Genomic DNA, 23,502 nt, shown 5'->3' on the forward strand with positions numbered 1-23,502 from the left:
AACGAAAATGTAGTAATTATGACACAACAGCAAAATTATACTCAAAATTATCTAATGTTAATGGAAAAAAAAGAAAAGCATATCAATATATTATGCGGCCTGGACCTCAACGCCCACACCCCCGATGAGACCGCCATCTCCATCGCCGCCCAGATCCTCGCCGAACGCGGTGGTGGCTCAGCCCGGCCGCTCGCGCTGACGGACGGACCGATCCACCATTGAGGACCTGGCTGCGGGCCAATTCGGCATTGAGAACACGACCGGGAGCGAAGGCGCCGACCATGCGGCGGACTCGGATCAGGCCGAGTTCGGGGTCGACGGCGACCTCGGCGAACTGGGCGCCGAAACTCATCATCCCGTGCCGGGTCGGATCGGCGCTCGGCTGCCGCTGCCGATCGCCTCGATAACGGTGCGGCCGTTGCGGATCAATATGTCGGCATGCGAATCGACCAGTGCCGGTTCGGCTATCGGGCGTAGCCGACCGTCCACGCCCTCGCGCAGGTACGGGTCGTAACCGTGCAGCGGTGACTGCGCATCGGCGACCGCGATACCGACCAACTGGGTCGGCACCGAGAACGGACGAACCCCGGACGCTTCGCGCGTCCGGGGTTCGTAGCAAACCGTAGTGCGTCGGATCAGGCCGCGGCCCAGGCCGGGCGCAGCGTATTCATCGGCGGCCGATCGACCAGCGATACCTCCGTGCTGTGCGCGGTGAATGCATCGCCGATCAGTGGGAACTGGGTCAGCGCCGCACCGGAATCCTGCACCCCGCTGCGACCGAGCACGGTGCCGAGGATCTGACGGCTCATCACCCCGAGATCGGCGAGCGGGCGGTTACGGTGGGTGCGTACGCCCAGATTCACCTGACCGATCGCGGACAGGCCGAGGCGGTCGTAGGTGTCGAGGAGTAGACCGATCTCCACGCCGTAGCCGGGGGCGAACGGCACCGAGGTCAGCAGTTCGCGGGTGCCCGCGTACTCGCCGCCGAGCGGCTGCAGCACCTGCGAGAGTTCCGGACGCAATGCGGCCAGCAGCGGACGGGCGACGAGTTCGGTAACGCGACCGCCACCGTGCGCATCGACCGCACCCGCCTGCCACAGCGGCCTGCGGTAGTAGGCCTTCGCCAGATGCATATCGTCGACCAGCAGCAGCGGACCGAGCAGTTTCGGCACGAAGGCCGGATCCGGATCGATGAGATCGGAGTCGACGAAGGCGATGAGATCGCCGCTGGTCACCGCCAGCGACCGCCACAGCACCTCGCCCTTGCCCGGCATCGGGTCGAGTTCGGGAACGGCCTGTTCGCGAGTGATCACCTCGGCGCCCGCGGCCAGCGCGCGTTCGGCGGTGGCGTCCGTCGAACCGGAATCGAGCACGATCAGCTCATCGACCAGGGTGCCGAGCAGGGGCCGAATGCTGGCGACCACATCGGCGACGGTGTTCTCTTCGTTCAATGCGGGCAGCACCACCGAAACGGTGCGTCCACGCTTGGCGGCGACGAGTTCGTCGACCGTCCAATCGGGGGCGTCCCAGGTATTGGTCGTCGCCCAGACGGGGCTATGTGGGTGATGGAAATTCATACCAGACCTCGCAGGGTTCGTGCGGGGGGCCGGATGCCCTGTATCGCGGCGATCATGTCCACGACGCGCCGAGTCTGGGCAACCTCGTGGACTCGGAAGACTCGGGCGCCGGCGGCCGCCGACCATGCTGTTGCCGCCAATGTGCCCTCCAACCGTTCGGATAGACCGACACCTAAAGTCTCCCCGATAAAATCCTTATTGCTCAGCGCCATCAAGACTGGCCATCCGGTATTTACAAGAACGTCCATTCCCCGCAACAACTCGAGCCCGTGATAAGTGTTTTTGCCGAAATCATGAGTCGGATCGATCAGAATCGAATCCCGCCGAACCCCGGCCGCGACCGCATCTTCTGCGGCGCGCACCACGGTTTGCGCTACTTCTGCCATCACATCGGCGTAGCGCACCCGATGCGGTCGGGTGCGCGGAACCGCCCCGCCGGTGTGACTGCACACGATGCCGACGCCACGATCGGCGGCCACCCGAACCAGATCCGGATCGGCGCCCGCCCAGGTGTCGTTGATCAGATCCGCGCCCGCGGTCACCGCGGCGTCGGCCACCTCGGCACGCCAGGTATCGATGCTGATCAGTAGCTCGGGATATTTCTCCCGGATCGCCGCGACGAAGGGGACCACCCGGCGGGTCTCTTCCGCGGCATCGACCAGGGTGCCGGGGCCGGCCTTCACCCCGCCGATATCGACCAGGTCGGCGCCCTCGTCAACCGCCCGCGCGACCGCGTCCATGGCGGCCGCGTCGGTGAAGGTGGCGCCCCGGTCGTAGAAGGAATCGGGAGTGCGGTTGACGATGGCCATCACCAGCGCCCGATCCGTCGCCACCGGCTTGCCGCACAGAGTGGGAAGCGGTGCTGCGGTGGGGCTGAACATGGCTCCGACTGTACCTAGTCATGTAACCCGGCCCCCAGGAACGGGTTGTGGACGATCGATTCTTGGGACAGGCAACAACTGACCACGCCCACGCTCGGGTAGCTGGCCAGGTGCGACCACCTACTGTCTAGCTTTTGGGCACACGCGCCGCGGCGACGTCCGCGGCGTATTCGTCATAAGCGGGAACATAGCCTTCGGCGCGGCCAGCGAGGACACACAGCGTGCTGTCCGGATCGCTGGCATAGCCCTGTTTGCGGAGTTCGACCTTGCGGCTCTTGAAGGTCGAGGTCTGTTCGAGTTCGGCGACAACCCGGATGAACAGCGGCACCGCATAGCCGGGCAACCGCGAATAGGCCAGTTCGGCGAGCGCGTGGCCGTCGAATTCGGCGCCCGGATGCAGGGTCACCGCCGCCATGCCCGCCTTACCGTCGGTGCCCGGAATATCCACGCCGAAGACGACCGCCTGCGAGATCGCATCGGATTCGGTCAGTGCGCCCTCGACCTCGGTGGTGGCCACATTCTCGCCCTTCCAGCGGAAGGTATCGCCGAGCCGATCGACGAAGGCGATGTGGTGCCAGCCCTGGTCACGGACCAGATCCCCGGTGTCGAACCAGATATCGCCGTCCTCGAAGCTGTCGCGCACCAGCTTCGCCTCGGAGGCGGCCCGATCGGTATAGCCGTCGGCGGGCGAACGGTCGGTCACCTTGGCCAGTAGCAGGCCGACGCCACCGCCCGGTACCCGGTGCAGCCGTCCGTCGCTATCGCGCTTGGCCTTTCCGGTCGCGTCGTCGTATTCGACGATGGCGTAGGGCAATGGCCCGAAGCCCGCGGTGCGATCCACCCCGAAGGCGTTGACGAAGGCGATATTCACCTCGCTCGCGCCATAGAACTCGACGATGCGGCCGATGTTGAAACGGGTCTTGAACTCGTCCCACAGCTCCGGGCGCAGACCATTGCCGACGGCGAGTCGGACCCGATGCTGCCGGTCGGTCGGCTTGACCGGCTGATTGAGCAGGTAGCGGCACAGTTCGCCGATATAGATGAATGCGGTCGCCTGCTCGCGAATGATCTCGTCCCAGAACCGGGAGGCGGAGAACTGCCTGCCGAGTGCGTAGGTGCCGCCCGCACCGAGAACCGCCCCCAGCGCGACGGTGAGCGCGTTGTTGTGGTACAGCGGAAGGCAGCAGTACAGCGTGTCGTTGCCGCGCAGGCGAATTCCGAGTCCGCCGAGTCCGGCCATACTCTTGGTCCAGCGCAGATGCGTCATCACGCTGGCCTTGGGCAGTCCGGTGGTGCCGGAGGTGAAGATCAGGAAGGCGCGTTCCTTCGCGGTGATCCGTGCACAGACCGGCGGGTCGGATGGGTCGGCATCCTCGGCCGCTTTGTGCAGGTCCTGCGAAAGGAGCACATTGGCAAGGGGTTCGGCGAGCGAGTCCAATGCCTCGCGGCATTCCTCACCGACGACGTTCAGCACGCTGTCGAGCAGTCCGAAGCTGTGGGCGAGCACCTGATCGCGCTGGTGGTGGTTCAGCAGGCCGACCGTGGCACCGAGTTTCACGGTGGCCAGCACCACGAACAGGGTTTCGGGGCGGTTGGTCATCAGCACGCCGACCACGTCACCGCGGCGCACCCCACGGTCGGCGAGCACCTGCGCATAACGGTTGACCTGCGCGTTGGCTGCGCCATAGCTGAAGGTTCGCCCCTCGAACTTCAGGAACGTCCGGTCCGGATACCGATGCGCATTGCGTTGGAAGTACAGACCGACCGAGGATTCGCTATCCGGCCGCACCAGCATGCCGAGTGCGCCGCGCAGCATGGACGGCGCGTCGAATGCCATGCGCGGCAACTGTTTTGCGATATCGAATAGGCTGACGGTGGCGTAGGCGTCGGTGCTCACTGCGTCACATCTCCTCATCGAGCGTAGTGGCGTGCTCCTGGGCCGGTTCTGGTGGCACATCGGGTCGCAGTGCCGCGAAGGCCGCGGGCAGATCCTCGACCACGGTGATCCGGGCCCTGGCCGACTCGGATACGAACTTGCGAGCGTAGAGCTCGTCCAGCCAGTCGAACAGGCCCCGAAAGAAACCGTTCGGATCGAGCACGACGACCGGCTTATCGTGCTGCCCCAGATAGCCGCCGGTCCAGGTTTCGAAGAACTCCTCGAGTGTGCCGATGCCGCCGGGCAGGGTGAGGAAGGCGTCCGCGCGATCCTCCATGACCTGTTTGCGCTGGCGCATGGTGTCGGTGACGATCAGTTCGTCGGCATCTACATCGGCCACTTCCTTGTGCACCAGATGTTTCGGGATCACCCCGATGGTGTGCGCGCCGCCGGCGCGGGCACCCGTCGCGACCGCGCCCATCATCGAGACGTGACCACCGCCAGAGACCAATTGCCAACCGCGCCTGGCGATTTCGGTGCCGACCCGGGCGGCGAGGCCGAGCAGTTCGGGTTCGCCGGTACTGGCCGAGCAGTAGACGCACACCGCGTACCCGCGCTCGCTCACCACTGGTCCTCCGTGCCAATGGCTTCGGCGCCATTATTCGACTCGGCGGCCGACCGGATGATCTGCACGACCTCCTCGACACTGTCGGTCACATGCAGCAAACCGAGATCACCGGGTGAGATCTTGCCGGAGCCGCCGAGCGAATCACGCAGCCAGTCGACGAGTCCGGCCCAGTACTTGCTGCCGAACAGGATGATCGGGAAGCGGGTGATCTTGCGGGTCTGCACCAGGGTCAATGCCTCGAACAGCTCGTCCAGGGTGCCGAAACCGCCCGGCAGACAGATGAATGCCTGCGAGTACTTCACGAACATGGTTTTACGGGCGAAGAAGTAGCGGAAGTTGATGCCGAGATCGACCCACTCGTTGAGGCTCTGCTCGAAGGGCAGCTCGATGCCGAGTCCGATCGAATAGCCGCCCGCCTCCGAAGCGCCGCGGTTCGTGGCCTCCATAACGCCGGGACCGCCGCCGGTGATCACCGCGAATCCGGCCTGTGCCAGCGCGGCGCCGATCGCCATGGCGGCCTGATACTCCGGATGACCCGCCGGAGTGCGGGCCGAACCGAACACCGTGACCGCGCGCGGCACTTCGGCGAGCGCTCCGAAGCCCTCGACGAATTCGGCCTGAATGCGCAGCACCCGCCACGGATCGGTATGCACCCAATCACTGGGGCCGTGCTTGTCCAGGAGGTTCTGGTCGGCGGTGCCGCCCGGCTTGCGATCGCGGCGGAACATGATCGGTCCGCGGAATCTGGGTGTCGACTTCGGTGTGCTTGCGATCTCGTTGTCGGCGGCTTCGGTGGACATGGCGCACAGGCTACCGGGCGCTCCCCCGCCTCTCCGAACCTTTAGGCGCCAGACTCAGTCGCGGCAACCGTAACGTTGGCGGGCGGCTGTGGGGCTGTGGGGCTGTGGGGCTGTGGGGCTGTGGGGCTGTGGGGCTGTGGGGGCTGTGGGGCTGTGGGGCTGTGGGGCTGTGGGGCTGTGGGGCAAGTTAGCCCGTCCCCGATGACCCATGTACTTACTAGATCAGCGGGACGGTTCGGTCAGGTAGGTGCGCAGGGTCGCCGCGACCGAGGTGATCTGGGCGACCGGGACATGTTCGTCACGCTTGTGGGCGAGATTGGGGTCACCCGGCCCGAAGTTCACCGCCGGGATGCCGCGGGCGGCGAAGCGCGCGACATCGGTCCAGCCGTACTTGGCACGCACACTATCGGCGCCGACCACGGCGATCAGGTCCTTGGCGGCGGGCGCGGAAAGGCCCGGCAGCGCCCCTGCGGCGGAGTCGGTGAGCTCGAAGTCGAGCTCGAGTCCGTCGAATACCGCGCGCACATGTTCGGCCGCCTGCTCGACCGTGCGGTCCGGGGCGAACCGGAAGTTCACGACCACCTCGGCCTCGTCCGGAATCACATTGCCCGCCACCCCACCTCCGATGTGGACCGCGGACAGACCCTCGCGATAGACACAGCCGTCGATATCGACCTCGCGGGCCTTGTAGTCGGCGAGCCGCTGCAGCACCGGGGCCAGCCGGTGAATCGCATTGTCGCCCTTCCAGGATCGCGCCGAATGGGCCCGCACCCCCTTGGTCGTGAGGCGGATGCGGAGGGTGCCTTGGCAACCCGCTTCGATGACGCCGCCGGAGGGCTCACCGAGGATTGCCAGATCACCGACCAGCCAGTCCGGCAGCTCGCGCTCGATGTGATTGAGGCCGTTGTACTTGGCGGCGATCTCCTCGCAGTCGTAGAACATCAGCGTCAGATCGTGTACGGGTTCGGCCACGGTCGCGGCCAGATGCAGGAATACTGCGTCACCGGATTTCATATCGACGGTGCCGCAGCCATAGAGCTGGCGCTCGCCCGCCTCGTCGACGAACCGGCTCGGGACATTGTCGGCAATGGGCACGGTATCCAGGTGACCGGCGAGGATGACCCGGGTCGGCCGCCCCAGATCGGTGCGGGCCAATACGACATTGCCGTGCCGCAGCACCTCGAACCCCGTCGTCTGCTCACGCAGCGCCCGCTCGACGATGTCGGCGATCGCCGCTTCGTCCTGCGAGACGCTCGGGATATCGACCAGGGCAGCGGTGAGGGCAATGGGGTCGGCGCGCAAGTCGATGGTCACGGCTGTCAGCCTACGGGCGCGAGGTCGGTCTCCGGCTGTGCCCGGGTCGACGTGGCTCACCACCGTCATGGTTGGGTGGGTAACCTCTGTTGACGTGAGCATTCAGGGAGCAGCAGCAGTCGGTATCGCCAATGTGACCGCGGACGGGACCGTATTGGATACCTGGTATCCGAATCCGGAGTTGGGCGCGTTCGGTGATACGGGGACGAAGCGGCTGGATGAGGCGCCCGCCGAGTACGCCGCACTGCTCGGCTTCGACGAGGCGCGCGGGGTGGATGTGATCGCGGTGCAGACCACGATCGCCGATCTGTCCGCGGCGCCGGTCGACGCGCACGATGTGTACCTGCGGCTGCATCTGCTCTCGCATCGGCTGGTCAAACCGCACGAGGTGAGCTTGGACGGGCAGTTCGGGCTGCTCAGCAATGTGGTGTGGACCAACCACGGTCCGGCCGCGGTGGAGGGCTTCGAGGCGACCCGTGCCAAGCTGCGCGCGCGGGGGCCGGTCACGGTGTACAGCATCGATAAGTTCCCGCGGATGGTCGACTATGTCGTGCCGTCGGGCGTGCGCATCGGCGACGCCGACCGGGTTCGCCTCGGCGCGCATCTCGCCTCGGGCACCACCGTCATGCACGAGGGTTTCGTGAACTTCAACGCGGGCACTCTCGGTGCCTCGATGGTCGAGGGTCGTATCTCCGCGGGCGTCGTGGTCGGCGACGGCTCCGATATCGGCGGCGGCGCCTCCACCATGGGCACATTGTCCGGCGGCGGCACCACCATCATTTCGATCGGCGAGCGTTCCCTGCTCGGTGCCAACTCCGGCCTCGGCATCCCGCTCGGCGACGACTGCGTGCTGGAAGCGGGTCTCTACCTGACCGCGGGGACCAAGGTCACCACCCCCGACGGCACGGTGGTCAAGGCCGCCACCCTCAGCGGCCGGAACAACCTGCTCTTCCGCCGCAACTCCACCACCGGCGCCGTCGAGGTCGTCCCCCGCAAGGGCACCGGCATCGAACTCAACGCCGACCTGCACGCCAACGACTAGGCTGGGCTCGTCCGCCTCTCCGAATCTTTGGGCGCCAGACTCAGGCGCCACAACAGTGACGTTGCGGACGGTGGCGGGGTGGGCGGCAAGTTAGCCCGTCCCCCACGAGTTACCCATGTGCAAACGAAATCAGTTGTCGCGTTCCGGCCCACCAACGTCTCTTGAAGGTGAGGCCCAATGTTTCTCCGAGACAATCCGCTAGGCGTGGGTGACGTCGGCTGCTAAGCCGAAGGCGATGATTCGGGTGGGGTGGATGCGGATCATTTCGCGGGAGACACCCTGGATGTAGGGGTCTACGTCGGACAATTGTTCTGCGGTGCCGCGAATTTCGAGGCAGCGCACGCGCCAGGGTTGGACCGAGGCAATATCGTCGACGACGAAGGCGACCCGGCTATTGGTGGCAATATTGCGGAACTTCCAGGAGCTGCCCATATTCCAGCCCGCGATATCGATGGTGCCGAGTTCCGCGTTATAGCGGAAGCCGACGGGGCTGTTCTGCGGTGAACCGTCGGGGCGCACGGTCGCCAATCGGCCGAGGCGCTGCGTGTGCAGATAGTCGATCTGTTCGGAGGTCAGTGGTTCGCTCATGCCGCGACCGTAGGACCTGAACTCATATTGAGGTCAAGCAGTCCGGCCGCCGCCGCTCAGCCGAGCAGCTTCTTCTGCACCTTCCCCATGGCATTGCGCGGCAGTGCATCCACCACGCGCACCTCGCGCGGGCGCTTGTGCACCGAAAGTTGCTCGGCCACCTGCTCGATGAGGTCCTTCTCGATGGAATCGGTTGCGGCACCGCGCAATACGACAAAGGCGACGATGCGCTGTCCCAGATCGGCATCGGGCAGCCCGACCACCGCCACCTCGGCGACCTGCGGATGCCCGAGCAGTACGGTCTCGACCTCCCCCGCACCGATGCGGTATCCACCGGATTTGATGAGGTCGACCGATTCCCGGCCGACGATGCGATGGAAGCCCTCGGCATCGATGGCCGCGACATCACCGGTCTTGAACCATCCATCATCGGTCCAGCATTCGGCGGTCGCCTCGGGCCGGTTGTAGTAGCCGTCGAAGACCATCGGACCGCGGATCTGCAGACCACCGATGCTCGCGCCGTCGTGCGGGACGTCCGCGCCGGCTTCATCCCGGAGCCGGGTCTCGACGCCGGCGACCGGTGTACCGACCCAGCCCGGGCGGCGTTCCCCATCGGCGCGGGTGGACAGCGTGATCATCGTTTCGCTCATGCCATAGCGCTCGATCGGCGCGTGTCCGGTGAGTTCTCGCAGCCGCTCGAAGACCGGAACCGGCAGCGGCGCACTGCCCGAGACGAGCAGTCGCGCATCGGCCAATCGCCTTGCCGCATCGGGGTCTTCGACAACCCGCGACCATACGGTCGGCACACCGAAGTAGAGCGTGCCGCGAGCTTGCGCATAAGCCTGCGGCGTCGGCTTACCGGTGTGGATCAGCGGGCCGCCCACCCGCAGCGGTCCGAGCAGGCCGAGGATCAGTCCGTGCACGTGAAATAGCGGAAGCCCGTGCACCAGTACATCATTCGACGTCCAGGCCCATGCGTCGGCGAGCGCGTCCAACCCGTCCGCGATGGCACCGCGGTTGAGTACGACGCCCTTGGGCAGGCCGGTGGTCCCCGAGGTGTAGAGCACGAATGCCGGTGTGGCCGGGTCGGGTTCGGGATAAGTGTGCCAGGAGCGGGCGTGCACACGCACCGGGACCACCGGCAGTTCCGTCCCCTCCGGCGCCGCCCCGAGCCAGGCCTGCGCACCCGAATCGGTGAGGATATGCGCCAGTTCGGCGGTCCCCGAATCCGGCGGCACCGGCACCACCGTCACGCCCGCAATGAGGCAGCCGACGACGGCGAGCACCGTGGTCACGGTCGGCCGGGCCAGCACCGCCACCCGATCCGCGCGCGCGATGCGCTCGGCAACCGACGTCGCGGCGCCGAGCAGATCGCTGCGCGACAAGGTGACCCCGTCGATGGTGACGGCATCCGGAATATCCGCCCCCGCAGCGACGGCGAGCGGGTTGAGCGAACGAAGCAGCAACTGCGGACCGAACGACATTCGCTCACGCTACTTCGACGCGACACCGCCGCACTACGCTGCCCCTTGACACCCTCACGACGGTTGACACACCCATGAGGCAGTGAGAAGGTTGACCCATATCCTTCTCAACGATGAGAACGGGGTCGGCCATGACCAGTCCGCATCGAAAGCCACCGCCGGACGCCCGGGACAGCTTCGATATCACGCAGTACATCGACGGTGTCGCCGCCTTCTTCGGCGGCACGGCGAATGTCATCATGCAGCTCAGCACGCTGCCGGTCGGCTACGGCGTACTGGAGAGCACCGTCGACAGCGGCAAGGTCATGTTGCATCCGGTCAAGCGGCTGCGCACCACCCTCACCTACCTCTCGGTCGCCATGCTCGGCACCGAAGATGAACGCGCCGCCTACCGCGATGCCGTCAACACCTCGCACCGCACCGTCAAATCCAGCACGGCGAGTCCGGTGCAGTACAACGCCTTCGATCCGCAGCTGCAGCTTTGGGTCGCGGCCTGTCTGTACTGGGGCGCCCGGGATATCTATGAACGCATGCACGGCCCGATGCGCGACACCGATGCCGAGGCCTTCTACTACTACAGCGCCCGACTGGGCACCACACTGCAGATGCATCCGGGGCTGTGGCCGAGCGACCGCGCCGCGTTCGACGAGTACTGGTCCGAGCATCTCGCGAAAACCACGATCGATCCGCCGATCCGCGACTACTTCACCGACCTCATCGACCTGAAGATGTTCCCGCTGCCCGCCCGCCTACCCTTCGCCCGATTCCACCGATTCGTGGTCACCGGCCTGCTGCCCGAACATCTGCGCGACCAGATGGGGATGAGCTGGACCCCGCGCGACGATCGGATCCTCGCCGCGATCCTGCGCACCCTGGGCGCGGCAACCGCGCGAATGCCCAAGCAGGCCAGGATGTTTCCGATCAATGCCTACCTGTGGGACATGCGCGTGCGCAGGCGGTTCGGGCTGCGCCTGGTGTGACCACGGGGACGGCAGTCGGCGGAGCCGGCGGGGTGGGTGAGCTACTGGGGACGGCAGTCGGCGGAGCCGGCGGGGTGGGTGAGCTACTGGGGACGGCAGTCGGCGGAGCCGACGGGGTGGGTGAGCTACAGCCGGAACGAAACGACCACATGGTCGCGGGCGAACTTCCGGATCGCCGCGTCATCGTCGAGCGGGAGCACCGTCTGCGGCGTCAGCGCCAATGACAGCGCCGTCCGGGCGATCATTTCGGCGAGCGGCTCCGGATCGTAATCGGGCAATTTGCCCTCGCCCTGCAGTCGGGCAATGAATTCGGCCAGGTAGTCGCGCCCGAGCTCGAGGATCGGTGCACCCTTGACCGTGAGATACGGCAGCACGATCTCCGGCTCGGTCTTCAGCAACCGTTCGAGCAGCTTATTGCCGCGCAATCCGTTAAGGAACGCAACGAACAGTTCCACGATCTGCGCCGCGGCGCTGGCGTCGCGATCGACCTGGCGCTGCTGGGCCGCGTCCACCTCCTCGACGAACTGCCGCGCCTGCCGCATCCCGACCGCCTGGATGAGATCGGATTTGCTGGCGAAGCGCCGATAGAGCGTGGCCAGCGAAAGGCCGCACCGCCGTGCGACCTCCACCATGCTGGTTCGCTTGATGCCGAAATCCAGGAACGCCAGCAGGGCGGCGTCCAGTACCCGCGATTGATTGCGGTCCTCCGGGCCGGTGCTGCGGACCAGGGCCAGCAGTCTGGTCAGACTCGCCATAATTTCCCACCCTATTCCTATCCCCTGACACAATGACACTGCCAGCATCGCATGCCATCAGCCGCCGCTGCTCCCGAACACCGGGAAAGCGTGATTGACAGCACGTCGAAGCGATGAGAAGGTTTATGTCAAACCTTCTCATCGCTGCCCATCGCCAGGGCGGCCACAGAAAGGCGAGGTCAACGATGACCGAACCCCTCCGCCGCGCCGATAACCTGCCGAATTCCGGCCCCGCCGCCGTCGAATCCATCACCACGGAAACCGTTGTCGAATATATCGACGGACTCGCGGCATTCCTGGGCGGCACCGCCAATGTGATCATGCAGCTGAGCCTGCGGCCCGTCGGGCGCGGCGTACTGGAGAGCACGGTCGACAGCGGCAAGGTCACACTGCACCCGATCAAACGGCTGCGCACCACACTCAGCTATCTCGCGGTCGCGCTGATGGGCTCGGAACAGGAGCGCGCGCACTACCGGGATGCGGTCAACGAGTCACATCGGCCGGTCCGCTCGACCTCGGTGAGCCCGGTGGAATACAACGCCTTCGATCCCACGCTGCAACTCTGGGTGGCCGCCTGTCTGTACTGGGGCATCGACGATCTCTACACCCGCATGCACGGTCCGATGGATCCCGATGTAGCCGAAGCCTTTTACCGGTACTGCGCCCGGCTCGGCACCACACTGCAGATGCGTCCCGACATGTGGCCCGCCAATCGTGCCGAGTTCCAACAGTATTGGGATGAGAACCTGACCGAGCGCGGTATCGAGCCAGCCCTGCGCGACTACTTCAACGATCTCATCGACCTGAAGATGCTGCCGCGCCGGATTCGGTTCACCTTCGCCCGCCTCCAGCGGTTCTTCGTAACCGGCCTGCTGCCAACGCATTTGCGCAACGAGATGCGGATGACCTGGACCGAGCGGGATCAGCGCCGATTCGATCGGCTGCTGCGGACGATCTCGGCGGTGCACACCCGACTGCCGCGGCAGCTGCGAATGTTCCCGATCAACGCCTACCTGTTCGACGTTCGCAGGCGCATCCGATTGGGTAAACCGCTCGTGTAGCGGGATCGTTTGACAGGCTATCGAGTCGATGAGAAGGTTAACACCTAATCTTCTCATCGATATCTATTGCCGCTGATCGACCCGGAAAGCCGAGGCCAACGATGACCTTGCCCCTGCGCGCCGAGCCACCAGATCCCGCCGCAACCTGTCGCTATGGCACCGTCGACGACTTCGCCATGGACCGGTTCTGGAGCGGTGTCGCGGCCTTCCTCGGCGGGACGGCCAATGTCATCATGCAGCTGAGCCTGCGGCCCGTCGGCTACGGCGTCATGGAGAGCACGGTCGAATCCGGCCGGATCGATGTGCACCCGTGGAAGCGGATGCGCACCACGCTGACCTATCTCGCCGTAGCGTTGATGGGCACCGAACACGACCGCGCGATCTACCGCGAGGCCGTCAATGGCTCACATCGGGCGGTGCATTCCGAGCCCGGCGCTGCGGTCGAGTACAACGCCTTCGACCCGAAGCTGCAATTGTGGGTCGCCGCCTGTTTGTATTGGGGCGTAGTCGATCTGGAGGAGCGACTACACGGACCGATGGATGAGGACACCGCGGAGGTGTTCTACCAGTACGCGGCTCGGCTCGGCACCACCCTGCAGATGCGGCCGCAGATGTGGCCCGCCGACCGAAAAGCGTTCCAGGAGTACTGGAATACCAATCTGGCGACCAAGTCTATCGATGCGCGCACCCGCGCATACCTCGACAACCTCATCGATCTGAAGATGGTGGCCCGGCCACTGCGGATATTCGCACCGTTGCAGCGACTCTTCGTGACCAGCCTGTTGCCGCCGCACCTGCGCGGCCAGATGCACATGCGCTGGAGCGCCCGCCAGGAACGCTTCGCAAACCGGCTGCTGCGGGTCATCGGCGCCGTGCACCGCCGACTTCCGAAGCAGGCCAGGCTCTTTCCGATGAACCTCTACCTCTGGGACCTGCGCAGGCGGCATCGGCTCGGCAAACCGCTGGTCTAGGACCTGCTGACCAGCGCGCGTAGAAAGAACGTGAGATCGGCCGGGCGTTCGGCCAGGCGACGGGTCAGGTAGCCGTACCACTGGCTGCCATAGGGCACATAGACCCGCATGGTGTTGCGCGCGGCCAGCCGCAACACCATGCTCGATATGTGGGCGTTCCCGTGAGCGCCTACCCGAGGCGTGGCTGATCGGCCGCCGCGAGGATGACCGGCCGCAACGGATTCATTCCGACTCCATGTGCGGATACCGGTGATCCCCCGGCGGCACGAAGGTCTCCTTGATCGTGCGTGGCGCGACCCAGCGCAGCAGATTCAGCGGTGAGCCCGCCTTATCGTCGGTGCCCGAGGCGCGCGCACCGCCGAAGGGCTGCTGACCGACTACCGCACCGGTCGGCTTATCGTTGATGTAGAAGTTGCCCGCGGCGAATCGCAGTGCGGCCGAGGCCTGTTCGATGGCCTTGCGATCCTGGGCGAAGATCGCGCCGGTCAGTGCGTACGGCGCGGCCGATTCCACCTCGGCCAGCACCGCGGCATAGGAGCCGGGTTCGGCATCGTCGTAGACGTGCACCGCCAGGATCGGACCGAAGTATTCGGTGGCGAAGGCGTCGTCGTGCGGATCGTCCACCAGCAGTACGGTCGGCCGCACGAACCAGCCCTCGCTGTCGTCGTATTCGCCGCCCGCTGCAATGGCGATACCCGCCGATCTGGCCCGTTCGATGGCGGCCACATTCTTGTCGTAGGCGCGCCGATCGATCAGCGCCCCACCGAAATTCGTCAGATCGGCGACGTCACCGTAGCTGAGTTCCCTGGTCAATTGGAGGAAGTCGTCGCCGATGGTGCGCCATATCGAGCGCGCGATATAGGCGCGCGAGGCCGCCGAGCACTTCTGACCCTGATATTCGTAGGCGCCGCGAATGAGCGCGGTACGCAAGGCATCTGGATCCGCGGACGGATGCGCCACAATGAAGTCCTTGCCGCCGGTCTCACCGACCAACCGAGGATAGGTATGGTAGCGGCCGATATTCGTGCCGACCTGCGACCACAGGAACTGAAATGTCCTGGTGGATCCGGTGAAATGGATGCCCGCAAGTCGCGGATCGACGAGTGCGACCTCCGATAGTTCGATACCGTCGCCGGTCACCATATTGATGACACCGGGCGGCAGTCCGGCCGCCTCGAGCAGCCGCATCGTATAGAACGCCGAAAGTGTCTGGGTGGGAGAGGGTTTCCACACCACGGTATTGCCCATCAGTGCGGGCGCGGTGGGCAGATTCCCGGCGATCGCGGTGAAGTTGAACGGCGTGATCGCGTAGACGAACCCCTCCAGCGGGCGATAGTCCATCTGGTTCCACACCCCGGCGCTCGACTGCGGCTGCTGCTGCAGGATCTGGCGCGCGAAGGCCACATTGAAGCGCCAGAAGTCGACCAGTTCGCACGGTGCGTCGATCTCGGCCTGCTGGACCGTCTTGGATTGGCCGAGCATGGTCGCGGCGGCGACCGTTTCCCGCCACGGCCCGGACAGTAGATCGGCCGCCCGCAGGAAGATGGCCGCCCGCTCGCCGAAGGCCATGTTCCGCCAGCCGGGTGCCGCCGCCATCGCGGCCTCGATGGCGCCGTGGGCTTCGGAGTGGGTGGTATCGGTATAGGTGCCGAGCACCTGCCGATGTCGATGCGGGGCGACGATATCGTGCCGAGCCCCGATGCCCGGCCGGTGCTTACCACCGATGACCAGCGGAATATCGATGGATTCGGCGGCGATCTCGGTGAGCTCGGCGCTCAGCAGTGCCCGCTCGCGACTGCCCGGCGCGTAGGAATGCACCGGCTCGTTACCAGGGATAGGGACTACCGTGACAGAGTCCATACACCAGGCTATCGCCGTTCCCCCGTCGTCGGGCGCGATCGCTGGCCGTGTCGGCGAGACTCAGCTCAGCCGCTGTGCCGCGGCCCGAATGCGCTCATCGGTGGCGGTGAGTGCGATGCGCACGTACTCGCCCGCGCCCGGTCCGTAGAAGTCGCCGGGGGCGGCGAGGATGCCGCGCTCGGCCAGCCACTCCAGGGTGGTGCGGCACGGCTCGCCCCGAGTGGACCACAGGTACAGGCCCGCTTCGGAGTGATCGATGCGAAAACCGGCTTGCTGCAAGGCCGTTCGCAGCACCTCGCGACGCGCGCGGTAGCGCTCACGCTGCTGCGCCTCATGGTTGTCGTCACCGAGTGCGGCGGCCATGGCCGCCTGGATCGGGAACGGCACCATCATGCCGGAATGCTTGCGCACCTCGAGCATTTCGGCGACGAGTTGCGGATCGCCGACCACGAAACCGGCCCGGTAGCTGGCCAGATTGGAGGTCTTCGACAGCGAGTGCACCGCTAGCAGGCCGGTGTGGTCGCCGCCGCACACCTCAGGATCGAGGATCGAGACGGCACGCCCAGGAGCGGAGCCTGCGGAGCGACCAGTTGGTACCGTCCAGGTGAGGCCCAGGTAGCACTCGTCGGAGGCGACGACCGCGCCGCGCTCGCGGGCGAACTGCACCACCTTGCGCAGATGCTCGACACCGAGCACCCGCCCCGTCGGGTTCGACGGTGAGTTCACATAGATGAGGGCGGGCGAGCGCGGTCCCAACTGGGTCAGCCCGTCGGCCCGCACCACCTGGGCACCGGCCAGCAGCGCACCCACCTCGTAGGTCGGGTAGGCGACCTCGGGGATGACGACCAGATCGTCCGCGCCGAGGCCGAGCAGCCGCGGCAGCCCGGCGATCAGTTCCTTGGTGCCGATCACCGGCAAGACCGCGGCCGGGTCCAGACCCGTGATCCCGTACCGCCGCTTCAGCGCATCGACCGCCGCGGCGCGCAACTCCGGGGTACCGTGCGTGGTCGGATAGCCGGGTACCTCGGCGACCGAACTCAATGCGGCACGGATCAGCGGATCCACCGGATCGACCGGAGTGCCGACCGACAGGTCGACGATGCCGTCCGGATGCGCGGCGGCCTTGGCCTTCACCGCCGCGATGGTGTCCCAGGGGAAGTCAGGGAGCAGTGCACTGACCCGTGTCCGATGGCGACGGGATCGGGCCCCTTCGTGGTTACGCAGGCTGCCTCCTCCGGGGCCGTCGCTCCCGTCGCGGTGACGCGGTGACACCTCAGAGCTCATTCACTCGCCATCGGCGGCAGCTCTTTGATGAACGGCGGGTCGTAATCCACCTTGCCGACCTTCGTCGCGCCGCCGGGCGAACCCAGCTCGTCGAAGAAGTCGACATTGGCGTTCACATATCCGCTCCACTGGTCCGGGGTGTCGTCTTCATAGAAGATCGCCTCCACCGGGCACACCGGCTCACATGCACCACAGTCCACGCACTCGTCCGGATGGATGTACAGCATGCGACCACCCTCGTAGATGCAGTCCACGGGGCATTCCTCGATGCATGCCTTGTCCTTCACGTCAACGCACGGTTCAGCGATGATGTACGGCACTGCCGCTCTCCTAGTCTGTCCTCACGGGGATAGTCCGCCCAGCGTCACACTATCCCGGCAGCTCAGGCTACACCTGGTCAGCCTGCCCTAACTAACTTTGTTCCGCACGCCACTCGATGGATACGAAACACCCCTTGCATCCGCGTCTTTGCGAATCGACGCTGCGCGACGACCGCGAGTCCGGTACGGCCCCGTTGCCGCTAGCCCACCGACAGTGGCAGCGCCGCGGAGATCTTCCGTTGCGGCACCCCGTAGGTGGTGGTGCGCTCGCGCACCGGACGGCCGATGCCATCGGCGATCTCGGTGAGTTCGGCGACGGTCTTCGCGGACCCGTGTTGGGACCCGGCCATGCGGGAGATGGTCTCCTCCATCAACGTACCGCCCAGATCGTTGGCACCACCGTTGAGCATGGTCCGAGTACCCGCGGTACCGAGCTTCACCCAGCTGGTCTGGATGTTGTCGATGCGGCCGTGCAGCATGATCCGCGCCAGGGCGTGCGCCGCCCGGTTGTCCCGGATGGTCGGCCCCGGTCGCGCCGCACCCGCCAGATACAGCGGCGAACTCTGATGGACGAACGGCAACAGCACGAATTCGGTGAAACCGCCTGTCTCGTCCTGGATTCCGCGCAGCACCCGCAGATGTCCGACCCAGTGCTTCGGATTGTCCACGTGGCCGTACATCATCGTGGAACTGGAGCGCAGGCCGATCTGATGCGCGGTGGTGATCACCTCGATCCAGGCGGAGGTCGGCAGTTTGCCCTTGGTGAGCACCCAGCGGACCTCGTCGTCGAGGATCTCCGCGGCCGTGCCCGGAATCGTGTCCAGCCCGGCTTCCTTCAGCGCGACCAGCCAATCGCGGATGCTCTGACCGCCGCGCGAGGCGCCGTTCACGATCTCCATCGGGCTGAACGCGTGCACATGCATCGACGGCACCCGCTGCTTGATCGCGCGCACCAGATCGGCATAGCCGGTGACCGGCAGATCCGGGTCGATACCGCCCTGCATGCAGATTTCGGTCGCACCGTCGACATGCGCCTCCCAGGCGCGGTCGGCGACCTCGTCCATGCTCAGGGTGAACGCGTCGGCATCGCCCTTGCGCTGGGCGAATGCGCAGAAGCGGCACCCGGTGTAGCAGATATTGGTGAAGTTGATATTCCGGTTCACCACGTAGGTGACATCGTCGCCGTTGACATCGCGGCGCAGTTGGTCGGCCAGTGCGGCGACGGCTTCCAGTGCTGGCCCCTCCGCGGTTGCCAGCGCGAGGTATTCGGCGTCGGTGAGACCAGCCGGATCGCTTTCGGCGGCACGCAGCGCGGCGAGCACATCGGAATCGAACCGCTCCGGTGCTGCCACCGCGAGATCGCGGGCCTGTTCGCGGATGGTGTCCCAATCGCCGAAGGCCCCCACCACATCCTGGCCGAGCGCGGAATCACTGCGGCTCTCGGTATTTCGGCCCTCGGTATCGATCGAGGTGTTCAGATCGACGCGGCCCGCCGACTCCCATGACTCGTCCGGTTCCTGCCAGGGCAGGCCCACCGGAATCGCATCCGGATTCGCCAGACCGGTCTTCGGATCGGTGAGCGCCGCGACATGCGCGCCGATGCGCGGATCGACCCACGGATTGCCCGCGCGCACATATTTCGGATGCGCGGAGGTGCGTTCAACGAGCTGATAGCCCGCGGCCTCGGTGATCTCGCGCAGCGTATCCAGATTCGGCCAGGGCCGTTCCGGATTCACATGGTCGGGGGTGACCGGCGAGACGCCGCCCCAGTCATCGATGCCCGCGTCGATCAGCGCGCGACATTCCTCGTGCGACACCAGATTCGGCGGCGCCTGCACCGGCACATCGGGTCCGAGCAGCAGTCGGGTGACCGCGATGGTGGCGCGGAACTCTTCCATACCCGCGTCCGGAACATCGCGCATTGCGGTGTCGTCCTTGGCGCGGAAGTTCTGGATGATCACTTCCTGGATATGCCCGAATGCCTTGTGCTGCTTGCGGATCGCCATGATCGACTCGGCCCGCTCGGTCAGCGTCTCGCCGATGCCGACCAGAATGCCGGTGGTGTAGGGCACCGACAGCCGACCCGCGTCGGTGATGGCGCGCAGCCGAACCGCCGGATCCTTATCCGGACTTCCGTAGTGGCAGTTACCCTTCTCGGTGAACAGCCGGGTTGCGGTCGTCTCGAGCATCATGCCCATCGACTGCGCGACCGGCTTGAGCCGGGAGATCTCCTCCCAGCTCATCACACCTGGATTCAGATGCGGCAGCAGGCCGGTCTCCTCGAGCACCATGATCGAGACGGCGCGCAGATAGTCCAGGGTGGAATCGTAGCCGCGCTCATCGAGCCACTGCGCGGCCTCCGGCCAGCGGTCCTCGGGCCGGTCACCGAGGGTGAACAACGCCTCCTTGCAGCCGAGCGCCGCACCGCGGCGGGCGATATCGAGCACCTCGTCGGGCTCCAGGAACATGCCCTTGCCCTCGGCGCGCAATTTGCCCGGCACCGTGACGAAGGTGCAGTAGTGACATTTATCCCGACACAGCCTGGTCAGCGGGATGAAGACATTGCGCGAATAACTGATCGTCTTCGGCCGCCCCGCCGATTCCAGTCCGGCATCGCGCACCCGGGCGGCGCTGCGACACAGGTCGACGAGGTCGTCACCGCGCGCGTGCAGCAGTACGGCTGCCTCGTCGACGTTCAGTGTCACGCCATCGCGGGCCCGCCGCAGCGCACGGCGCATTGCCGATGGCGTTGGCGGTGCGGGCGGGACGCTCGGGGTCGCTAGCTCGGTCACGCCCTCGATCATGCGCTACACATCCTGGGCTGTCTCCCTCCAGTGCTCGTGACCGTTGCCAACTCCGGGGTCGCGCGCACTATTCCGACTTCGCGAGCCAATGTATTCCCGCCCAGGCCGAGGCGGTTTTGCGGTGGTTCATGATCGCATCGGCGGCGGCCGGTTCGCTCGGCACAAGGGTGGGAAAGCCTGCTTGCGCGTGCAACCATGGCAGGCATGTCGCAGTCGCGCACGATCATGGCCGATCCGGCCTGGCGTCCGAGCACCAAGGCCAAGCTCTTGTGGTCTGTTCAGGCCGCGATGGGGTGGGTGGTTCCCTTCGTGGCGCTGATCGTCTGGGCGCTCGTCGACAGCGGACATCGGGGTGCGCAGTTGGTCGTCTTCGCGGTGGCGGTGCTGCTCGCGGCGCTGAGCATCGGGGTGGTGCCGTTGTGGCGGTACGCGGTGCATCGGTGGGAGGTGACCGATGAAGCGGTGTACACCCGGGTCGGCTGGTTGGCGGTGGAGAGCCGGGTGGCGCCGATCTCCAGGGTGCAGACCGTTGATACCGAGCGCGGGCCATTGGAGCGGCTGCTCGGGCTGGCGACGGTGACCGTAACGACGGCATCATCGGCCGGAGCGGTGCGGATCTCGGCACTGGATCTGCCGGTCGCCGAGCAGACCGTCACGCGGCTGACCGCGATTGCCGCACAGCACCGCGGGGATGCGACATGAGTGTGCCGGAAAACGATTTCGGGCCGCAGGCGGATCAGCCGTGGTTGCGGCTGGATAAGCGAATGTTGTTGGTACACCCCATTACCGAAGTGGTGAAGTTCATCCCGGTGCTGATCGGATCGGTGATCCTCGGCACCAATACCGGCAACCACCTGTGGGGCCTCATCGCCCTGGCACTGATCGTCGGCTTCGCGCTGACGCGCTGGTTCACCACCACCTACCGGGTCGGGCCGACGCATGTGGAGTTGCGCACCGGGTTGATCCAGCGCAAGAAGCTGTCGGTGCCGCGGTCGCGGATCCGGTCGGTGGATATCGAAGCCGATCTGCTGCATCGGGTGCTCGGACTCGCCGTACTGGCGATAGGTACCGGACAGCACGCGGATTCGAGCGAGAAGTTCAAATTGGACGCGTTGGACGCGGATGTGGTGCCACCGTTGCGTGCGGCTTTGCTCGCGCATACCTCGGCCGGAGTGCCGCCCGCTGCGCAACAGACCGCGGATCCGCTGCGAAAAGGTCTGCCGGAGTACGCGTCCGGGGACGTCCGCGAGATCGGTCATTGGCAGGCGAGCTGGGTGCGTTACGCGCCGCTGTCGCTGACCGGTTTCGCGATCATCGCACCCATTGTCGGTATCGCGTTCCAATATGGGTTCGGCCAGGTGCTGTTCAGTTCGGATGCGGTGCACAGCATCGAGGACGGCAGTGCCGCACTCATCGCCGTCGCCGTCGCGCTGCTGATCGTCGCCATCGTGGTGATCGTCAGCCTGGCCGCCTGCGCGCGATATCTGGCAACGTATTTCGGACTGCGGGTGCTCGATAACGATCGCACCCTGCACCTGCGCCACGGCCTGTTCACGACTCGGCAGATCACTCTGGATCTGGCCCGCTTCCGCGGCGCGACGGTCAACGAACCGCTGCTGCTGCGCTTGGCCGGTGCCGCCGAACTCGAAGCCATCATGACCGGTCAGAGCCCGCGCCAGAAGATCCTTCCGCAGGCACCCCGCGCCGCCATCGAACGCACCCTTGCGGAATTGCTCGTGCCCCGAGGTGCGAGTTCGCCCGATATCGCGGCGTCGCGAACTGTCCTGGCAGACATTGCCGCGCCGGACCGCGAAATCGTTGCCGTACAGGACCTTTCGACTACCGAATTCCCGGCGCCCAGTATTGCGAAAGGCCGAGCGCTACAACGAGAATCGGTAACCGGCCAGGAGGCAACGGTGAGCACCGCACCGCTGATCGCGCACGGCCCGGTCGCGCGCCGCCGCCGCTACACCCGCGCGCTGAGCCCGATTCTGATCGTCGCGGCCGCAATGCTGATCTTTTCCCTTGCCGGAGTGGACTTTTCACCGTGGTGGTGGCTGCTGCCCGCGGTCACGGCCCCGATCGCCACCGCGCTGGCCGCGGACCGCTACCGCGGACTCGGCCACACCGTCCTGCCCGCAACCGAGCACAGCCCGGCCTGGCTGATCACCCGCTCCGGCTCCCTCGACCGTGATCGCGACTGCCTGGAGGCTCCCGGCATTATCGGCTGGACCGTCCGCCAATCCTTCTGGCAGCGCCGCTCCGGCATCGCCACCGTAGTGGCCGCCACCGCGGCGGGTAAGAAGCGCTATCACGTCGTCGATATTCCGCTCGAACAGGCCTGGGAACTCATCGAATCCGCGACACCCGGACGCCTCGGCACCCGCTGAATCAGCTTGCTGCCGAACGCGATACGGTCGGATCGGCGAGGAAGGCGCGCAGTGCGGCGGCGACCTGGTCGGGGGTTTCCACATTGGGTGAATGGCCAGCGGTGTCGATCAGCTCGATGCGCGCACCGGCGGCGGCGTACCGGTCGACGGTATTGCGCCAACCATAGAGGCGGTCGTGTCGACCGTGAATCACCAAGGCGGGCAGGCCGAGAGCGCGGATCTGCGCATCCAGCGGCCGTGCCGCCAGCTCCCGCGGACGTTCCACCAGGACGGCTCGGTTGGCGCGCCAGGACATGGCGCGGTGATCCGAACGCAGCTGGGACCAGCCCGGTGCGGCGGCATCCGGATCGAATCCTGGTGCGAATCCGGCACCGAGCGCACGCCGCAGAATCCAGTTGTTGTCCAGCAGCGCATGTGCGCATCGCCCGACCGGCGCCCAGCCGAGCAGCCGCAGCACCGGACGCAGAATCCGCAGAATCCGCAGTTCTTCGCAGTCCGGGGCCTGATCGACGACGACCACCTCAGTGACCCGACCGGACAGTTCCGCGAGCCCGAGCGCACTGTCGGCACCCCACGAATGCCCGATCACGGTGGCATCGGTGATATCGAGCCGCTCGAGCACCGCGGTGAGCATTTCGCTCTGCGAGCGCTGATCGAATCCGGGTTCGGCTGTGGTGCAACCGAATCCGAGCAGATCGACCCGGATCACCCGGTAGGTATCGGCCAGTAGCGGGGTCAGTCCGTCCCACCAGTGCACCGAACCCTCGAATCCGTGCAGCAATACGATGGGTTTGCCATCGGCCGGACCGTCCTGTCGAACGTGTATCGCCCCGGCTGGCACCCGGACGAGTTCGCCGATCATGCGCCGTTCCATTACTGCTCCGTAC

General features: G+C 65.9%; 21 protein-coding genes and 3 pseudogenes. 7 read left to right on the top strand and 17 right to left on the bottom strand.

Features of this window, described 5'->3' with window-relative positions; genetic code table 11:
• Positions 1 to 222 (top strand): annotated as a pseudogene (locus ABZW16_RS28905) (hypothetical protein); the annotation flags it as partial.
• A gap of 58 nt (positions 223 to 280) precedes the next feature.
• On the opposite strand, the pseudogene ABZW16_RS28910 reads toward ABZW16_RS28905, so the two are convergent.
• The 8 genes and pseudogenes from ABZW16_RS28910 to dapE form a co-directional block, all read right to left on the bottom strand.
• Positions 281 to 355: pseudogene (locus tag ABZW16_RS28910) on the bottom strand (hypothetical protein); the annotation flags it as partial.
• Positions 352 to 570 (bottom strand): hypothetical protein, encoded by a 219-nt coding sequence (locus ABZW16_RS28915; RefSeq protein WP_354959225.1) that lies wholly within the window; start codon positions 568 to 570, stop codon positions 352 to 354. The pseudogene ABZW16_RS28910 and the gene ABZW16_RS28915, both read right to left, overlap by 4 nt.
• Before the next feature lie 65 nt (positions 571 to 635).
• Positions 636 to 1,577 (bottom strand): glucosyl-3-phosphoglycerate synthase, encoded by a 942-nt coding sequence (locus ABZW16_RS28920; protein ID WP_354959226.1) that lies wholly within the window; start codon positions 1,575 to 1,577, stop codon positions 636 to 638.
• The gene (gene folP / locus ABZW16_RS28925; RefSeq protein WP_354959227.1) at positions 1,574 to 2,458 is read right to left on the bottom strand and encodes a dihydropteroate synthase; all 885 of its coding nucleotides are present in this window, start codon (positions 2,456 to 2,458) and stop codon (positions 1,574 to 1,576) included. Before folP ends, ABZW16_RS28920 begins: the two co-directional genes overlap by 4 nt.
• 127 nt (positions 2,459 to 2,585) lie before the next feature.
• The gene (locus ABZW16_RS28930) at positions 2,586 to 4,355 is read right to left on the bottom strand and encodes a long-chain-acyl-CoA synthetase (protein WP_354959228.1); all 1,770 of its coding nucleotides are present in this window, start codon (positions 4,353 to 4,355) and stop codon (positions 2,586 to 2,588) included.
• 4 nt (positions 4,356 to 4,359) lie between these two features.
• A complete protein-coding gene (locus ABZW16_RS28935; protein WP_354959229.1) occupies positions 4,360 to 4,962 on the bottom strand; it encodes a TIGR00730 family Rossman fold protein in 603 nt (200 codons plus the stop codon).
• Complete coding sequence (locus ABZW16_RS28940) at positions 4,956 to 5,762, bottom strand: TIGR00730 family Rossman fold protein (RefSeq protein WP_354959230.1); 807 nt, start codon at positions 5,760 to 5,762, stop codon at positions 4,956 to 4,958. The genes ABZW16_RS28935 and ABZW16_RS28940 overlap by 7 nt, the downstream gene beginning before the upstream one ends.
• Before the next feature lie 222 nt (positions 5,763 to 5,984).
• A complete protein-coding gene (dapE, locus tag ABZW16_RS28945; RefSeq protein ID WP_354959251.1) occupies positions 5,985 to 7,085 on the bottom strand; it encodes a succinyl-diaminopimelate desuccinylase in 1,101 nt (366 codons plus the stop codon).
• Between the two features lie 85 nt (positions 7,086 to 7,170).
• Between dapE and dapD the strand changes: the two genes are divergently transcribed.
• Positions 7,171 to 8,118, top strand: a complete 948-nt coding sequence (dapD, locus tag ABZW16_RS28950) for a 2,3,4,5-tetrahydropyridine-2,6-dicarboxylate N-succinyltransferase (RefSeq protein ID WP_354959231.1) — start codon at positions 7,171 to 7,173, stop codon at positions 8,116 to 8,118.
• 198 nt (positions 8,119 to 8,316) lie between these two features.
• Here the strand turns inward: dapD and ABZW16_RS28955 are convergent, their stop codons facing one another.
• Together ABZW16_RS28955 and ABZW16_RS28960 are read right to left on the bottom strand one after the other, a co-directional pair.
• Positions 8,317 to 8,706 (bottom strand): PPOX class F420-dependent oxidoreductase, encoded by a 390-nt coding sequence (locus ABZW16_RS28955; RefSeq protein ID WP_354959232.1) that lies wholly within the window; start codon positions 8,704 to 8,706, stop codon positions 8,317 to 8,319.
• A 56-nt stretch (positions 8,707 to 8,762) separates the two neighbouring features.
• Positions 8,763 to 10,190 (bottom strand): acyl-CoA synthetase, encoded by a 1,428-nt coding sequence (locus ABZW16_RS28960; RefSeq protein WP_354959233.1) that lies wholly within the window; start codon positions 10,188 to 10,190, stop codon positions 8,763 to 8,765.
• A 131-nt stretch (positions 10,191 to 10,321) separates the two neighbouring features.
• Between ABZW16_RS28960 and ABZW16_RS28965 the strand changes: the two genes are divergently transcribed.
• Positions 10,322 to 11,170 (top strand): oxygenase MpaB family protein, encoded by an 849-nt coding sequence (locus ABZW16_RS28965; RefSeq protein WP_354959234.1) that lies wholly within the window; start codon positions 10,322 to 10,324, stop codon positions 11,168 to 11,170.
• A 125-nt stretch (positions 11,171 to 11,295) separates the two neighbouring features.
• Here the strand turns inward: ABZW16_RS28965 and ABZW16_RS28970 are convergent, their stop codons facing one another.
• Positions 11,296 to 11,925, bottom strand: a complete 630-nt coding sequence (locus ABZW16_RS28970) for a TetR/AcrR family transcriptional regulator (protein ID WP_354959235.1) — start codon at positions 11,923 to 11,925, stop codon at positions 11,296 to 11,298.
• A gap of 185 nt (positions 11,926 to 12,110) precedes the next feature.
• On the opposite strand from ABZW16_RS28970, the gene ABZW16_RS28975 reads away from it, so the two are divergent.
• Positions 12,111 to 12,986 carry an oxygenase MpaB family protein gene (locus tag ABZW16_RS28975; protein WP_354959236.1) on the top strand — a complete coding sequence of 292 codons (876 nt, stop codon included), beginning with the start codon at positions 12,111 to 12,113 and terminating at the stop codon, positions 12,984 to 12,986.
• 101 nt (positions 12,987 to 13,087) lie between these two features.
• The gene (locus ABZW16_RS28980; protein ID WP_354959237.1) at positions 13,088 to 13,957 is read left to right on the top strand and encodes an oxygenase MpaB family protein; all 870 of its coding nucleotides are present in this window, start codon (positions 13,088 to 13,090) and stop codon (positions 13,955 to 13,957) included.
• On the opposite strand, the pseudogene ABZW16_RS28985 reads toward ABZW16_RS28980, so the two are convergent.
• The 5 genes and pseudogenes from ABZW16_RS28985 to ABZW16_RS29005 form a co-directional block, all read right to left on the bottom strand.
• Positions 13,954 to 14,088, bottom strand: a pseudogene (locus tag ABZW16_RS28985) (proline dehydrogenase); the annotation flags it as partial. The gene ABZW16_RS28980 and the pseudogene ABZW16_RS28985 overlap by 4 nt on opposite strands.
• 91 nt (positions 14,089 to 14,179) lie before the next feature.
• A complete protein-coding gene (gene pruA, locus ABZW16_RS28990; RefSeq protein ID WP_354959238.1) occupies positions 14,180 to 15,817 on the bottom strand; it encodes an L-glutamate gamma-semialdehyde dehydrogenase in 1,638 nt (545 codons plus the stop codon).
• 60 nt (positions 15,818 to 15,877) lie between these two features.
• On the bottom strand, positions 15,878 to 17,041 hold the full coding sequence (gene dapC / locus ABZW16_RS28995; protein WP_354959252.1) for a succinyldiaminopimelate transaminase: 1,164 nt from the start codon (positions 17,039 to 17,041) through the stop codon (positions 15,878 to 15,880).
• Positions 17,042 to 17,097: 56 nt separating this feature from the next.
• The gene (fdxA, locus tag ABZW16_RS29000; RefSeq protein ID WP_014987978.1) at positions 17,098 to 17,421 is read right to left on the bottom strand and encodes a ferredoxin; all 324 of its coding nucleotides are present in this window, start codon (positions 17,419 to 17,421) and stop codon (positions 17,098 to 17,100) included.
• A gap of 200 nt (positions 17,422 to 17,621) precedes the next feature.
• Positions 17,622 to 20,225, bottom strand: a complete 2,604-nt coding sequence (locus ABZW16_RS29005; protein WP_354959239.1) for a bifunctional FO biosynthesis protein CofGH — start codon at positions 20,223 to 20,225, stop codon at positions 17,622 to 17,624.
• A 204-nt stretch (positions 20,226 to 20,429) separates the two neighbouring features.
• Between ABZW16_RS29005 and ABZW16_RS29010 the strand changes: the two genes are divergently transcribed.
• Entirely contained in the window at positions 20,430 to 20,927 is a 498-nt protein-coding gene (locus tag ABZW16_RS29010; protein WP_354959240.1) for a PH domain-containing protein, read from the top strand.
• Positions 20,924 to 22,615 (top strand): PH domain-containing protein, encoded by a 1,692-nt coding sequence (locus tag ABZW16_RS29015; RefSeq protein ID WP_354959241.1) that lies wholly within the window; start codon positions 20,924 to 20,926, stop codon positions 22,613 to 22,615. Before ABZW16_RS29010 ends, ABZW16_RS29015 begins: the two co-directional genes overlap by 4 nt.
• Before the next feature lies 1 nt (position 22,616).
• Here the strand turns inward: ABZW16_RS29015 and ABZW16_RS29020 are convergent, their stop codons facing one another.
• Positions 22,617 to 23,489 (bottom strand): alpha/beta hydrolase, encoded by an 873-nt coding sequence (locus ABZW16_RS29020; protein ID WP_354959242.1) that lies wholly within the window; start codon positions 23,487 to 23,489, stop codon positions 22,617 to 22,619.
• Positions 23,490 to 23,502: the final 13 nt, after the last annotated feature.

Source organism: Nocardia sp. NPDC004604 (genome assembly GCF_040609795.1).
Taxonomy (GTDB): domain Bacteria; phylum Actinomycetota; class Actinomycetes; order Mycobacteriales; family Mycobacteriaceae; genus Nocardia.